This window comes from Comamonas sp. SY3 (assembly GCF_041730275.1).
Taxonomy (GTDB): domain Bacteria; phylum Pseudomonadota; class Gammaproteobacteria; order Burkholderiales; family Burkholderiaceae_C; genus Comamonas; species Comamonas sediminis.
The window spans coordinates 1-3,015 of record NZ_JBGTYN010000049.1 but is presented as its reverse complement, the minus strand read 5'-3'; the positions used below and the strand labels follow the sequence as shown (position 1 = coordinate 3,015).

The 3,015-nt window shown below is 51.1% G+C and carries 1 rRNA gene; it reads right to left on the bottom strand.

The window, feature by feature from the left end:
• Window positions 1-19: 19 nt before the first annotated feature.
• Window positions 20-2,898, bottom strand: a 23S ribosomal RNA gene (locus tag ACCQ08_RS25925).
• Window positions 2,899-3,015: the final 117 nt, after the last annotated feature.

Sequence of the window (3,015 nt, the reverse complement as noted above, 5' to 3'; positions counted from 1 at the left end):
AGGGGCCGATCAAAGTTATAGGGTCAAGCCGCACGAGCAATTAGTATTGGTTAGCTTAACGCATTGCTGCGCTTCCACACCCAACCTATCAACGTCCTGGTCTAGAACGACTCTTCAGGGGGGTCAAGCCCCCGGCAGATCTCATCTTGGAACGAGTTTCCCGCTTAGATGCTTTCAGCGGTTATCTCTTCCACACATAGCTACTCGGCAATGCCACTGGCGTGACAACCGATACACCAGAGGTGTGTCCACTCCGGTCCTCTCGTACTAGGAGCAGGCTTCCTCAAATCTGCAGCGCCCACGGAAGATAGGGACCAAACTGTCTCACGACGTTTTAAACCCAGCTCACGTACCTCTTTAAATGGCGAACAGCCATACCCTTGGGACCGACTACAGCCCCAGGATGAGATGAGCCGACATCGAGGTGCCAAACACCGCCGTCGATATGAACTCTTGGGCGGTATCAGCCTGTTATCCCCAGAGTACCTTTTATCCGTTGAGCGATGGCCCTTCCATACAGAACCACCGGATCACTATGTCCTGCTTTCGCATCTGCTCGACTTGTCAGTCTCGCAGTTAAGCACGCTTATGCCATTGCACTATCGTCACGATGTCCGACCGTAACTAGCGTACCTTCGAACTCCTCCGTTACGCTTTGGGAGGAGACCGCCCCAGTCAAACTGCCTACCATGCACTGTCCCCGATCCAGATCATGGACCAAGGTTAGAACCTCAAACACACCAGGGTGGTATTTCAACGTTGGCTCCATGAGAACTAGCATCCTCACTTCAAAGCCTCCCACCTATCCTACACAGATCTGTTCAAAGTCCAATACAAAGCTACAGTAAAGGTTCATGGGGTCTTTCCGTCTTTCCGCGGGGAGATTGCATCATCACAAACATTTCAACTTCGCTGAGTCTCAGGAGGAGACAGTGTGGCCATCGTTACGCCATTCGTGCAGGTCGGAACTTACCCGACAAGGAATTTCGCTACCTTAGGACCGTTATAGTTACGGCCGCCGTTTACTGGGACTTCAATCAAGAGCTTGCACCCCATCATTTAATCTTCCAGCACCGGGCAGGCGTCACACCCTATACGTCCACTTTCGTGTTTGCAGAGTGCTGTGTTTTTATTAAACAGTCGCAGCCACCTATTCTTTGCAACCCCGTTTAGCTCCGTTTGTACAACTTCACTTACTTGGGGCACACCTTCTCCCGAAGTTACGGTGTCAATTTGCCGAGTTCCTTCTCCTGAGTTCTCTCAAGCGCCTTAGAATACTCATCTCGCGCACCAGTGTCGGTTTGCGGTACGGTCGTGTGTAGCTGAAGCTTAGTGGCTTTTCCTGGAAGCTGGGTATCACTCACTTCGTCTGCAAGCAGACCCGTTATCACCCCTCATCTTAGCCCGGCGGATTTGCCTACCGAGCACGACTACAGGCTTGAACCAACATATCCAACAGTTGGCTGAGCTAACCTTCTTCGTCCCCACATCGCACTACACATCGGTACGGGAATATTGACCCGTTTCCCATCAGTTACGCATCTCTGCCTCACCTTAGGGGCCGACTTACTCTACGCCGATGAACGTTGCGTAGAAAACCTTGCGCTTACGGCGAGCGGGCTTTTCACCCGCTTTAACGCTACTCATGTCAGCATTCGCACTTCTGATACCTCCAGCATCCGTTACCAGACACCTTCACAGGCTTACAGAACGCTCTCCTACCACGCACAGTAAAACTGTGCATCCGCAGCTTCGGTAACTGGCTTAGCCCCGTTACATCTTCCGCGCAGGACGACTCGATCAGTGAGCTATTACGCTTTCTTTAAATGATGGCTGCTTCTAAGCCAACATCCTGACTGTTTTAGCCTTCCCACTTCGTTTCCCACTTAGCCCGTTTTAGGGACCTTAGCTGGCGGTCTGGGTTGTTTCCCTCTTGAGTCCGGACGTTAGCACCCGGTGCTCTGTCTCCCAAGCTGTACTCTGCGGTATTCGGAGTTTGCATAGGTTTGGTAAGTCGCCATGACCCCCTAGCCTAAACAGTGCTCTACCCCCGCAGGTAATACTTGAGGCACTACCTAAATAGTTTTCGGAGAGAACCAGCTATTTCCAAGTTTGTTTAGCCTTTCACCCCTATCCACAGCTCATCCCCTAGTTTTGCAACACTAGTGGGTTCGGACCTCCAGTACCTGTTACGGCACCTTCATCCTGGCCATGGATAGATCACTTGGTTTCGGGTCTACACCCAGCGACTTGTCGCCCTATTCGGACTCGATTTCTCTGCGCCTTCCCTATTCGGTTAAGCTTGCCACTGAATGTAAGTCGCTGACCCATTATACAAAAGGTACGCCGTCACCCCTAAGGGCTCCGACTTTTTGTAAGCATGCGGTTTCAGGATCTATTTCACTCCCCTCCCGGGGTTCTTTTCGCCTTTCCCTCACGGTACTTGTTCACTATCGGTCGATGATGAGTATTTAGCCTTGGAGGATGGTCCCCCCATATTCAGACAGGGTTTCTCGTGCCCCGCCCTACTTGTCTGCAGCCTAGTACCACCAATGCGTTTTCACATACGGGGCTATCACCCACTATGGCCGGACTTTCCATTCCGTTTTGTTAACACACTGACTATCACTGCAAGGCTCTTCCGAATTCGCTCGCCACTACTATCGGAATCTCGGTTGATGTCTTTTCCTCTGGGTACTTAGATGTTTCAGTTCTCCAGGTTCGCTTCACTGCGCTATGTATTCACTCAGTGATACCTATTGCTAGGTGGGTTCCCCCATTCAGAAATCTCCGGATCAAAGTTTATTTGCCAACTCCCCGAAGCTTATCGCAGGCTATCACGTCTTTCGTCGCCTATCATCGCCAAGGCATCCACCACATGCTCTTAGTCACTTGACCCTATAACTTTGATATCTATCGCTAGATCTCAAGCCAAGAACCCAAGCAACTGCTTATGCGAGGTCTCTCACCTCGCGCGTTATGCCGTAATGTGAATATCTTTGCTGTAAACCCAGT